Here is an 825-nt window from a genome sequence, read left to right as displayed (position 1 = left end):
ACGGATCACCTCAACGCGCAAACACAGCGAAGCGTCCCTGCCCGAGTTCTGTCACTCCTTTTTTGTCTCAGCTTAGCCAAGCAGGCCGCCGCACAGGCCGCCGTCAGTCGCTGCGGCCACGTTCGGCCGGGCGCCGGGCGCCGGCCACCAGCTTGTCCACCAGCTTGGCGGCGGCGGCCATGCCGAAGCTGGCGGTGACCATCATCACCGCGCCGAAACCGCCGGCGCAGTCCAGCTTGACCCCTTCGCCGACGAAGCCCTTGGCCTGGCACACCGTGCCGTCCGGCTTGGGATAGCGCAGCTGCTCGGTGGAGAACACGCAGGGCACGCTGTAGGTACGCCCCGGCGTGCGCGAGAAACCGTAGTCGCGGCGCAGGGTGCTGCGCACCTTGGCCGCCAGCGGGTCGTTGAAGGTCTTGTTGAGGTCGGCGAGCTGGATCTGCGTCGGGTCGACCTGGCCGCCGGCGCCGCCGGTGGTGACGATCTGGATCTTGCGCCGCTTGCACCAGGCGATCAGCGCGGCCTTGGCCGGCACGCTGTCGATGCAGTCGATCACCCCGTCGAGCTGCTCGGTGATGTACTCGGCCATGGTCTCGCGGGTGACGAAATCGGCCACCGCGTGCACCACGCAGGCCGGGTTGATGGCGCGAATGCGCGCGGCCATCTCCTCGACCTTGGCCTTGCCCACCGCGCCCTCGACGGCGTGCACCTGGCGATTGGTGTTGGTGATGCAGACGTCGTCCAGGTCGAACAGCGAGATCTCGCCGACGCCCGAGCGCGCCAGCGCCTCGGCCGCCCAGGAGCCGACGCCGCCGATGCCGACCA

At 69.2% G+C, this 825-nt stretch carries 1 protein-coding gene; it reads right to left on the bottom strand.

Features of this window, described 5'->3' with window-relative positions:
* Positions 1–103: 103 nt before the first annotated feature.
* Positions 104–825: tRNA cyclic N6-threonylcarbamoyladenosine(37) synthase TcdA (tcdA, locus tag N878_RS23150; RefSeq protein ID WP_021445879.1), on the bottom strand; the 722-nt coding region annotated here is incomplete at its 5' end.

Source organism: Pseudomonas sp. EGD-AK9 (assembly GCF_000465935.2).
Lineage (GTDB): Bacteria > Pseudomonadota > Gammaproteobacteria > Pseudomonadales > Pseudomonadaceae > Aquipseudomonas.
Note: the sequence above shows the minus strand (reverse complement) of the source record. Positions and strands in the feature narration are given on the sequence as shown.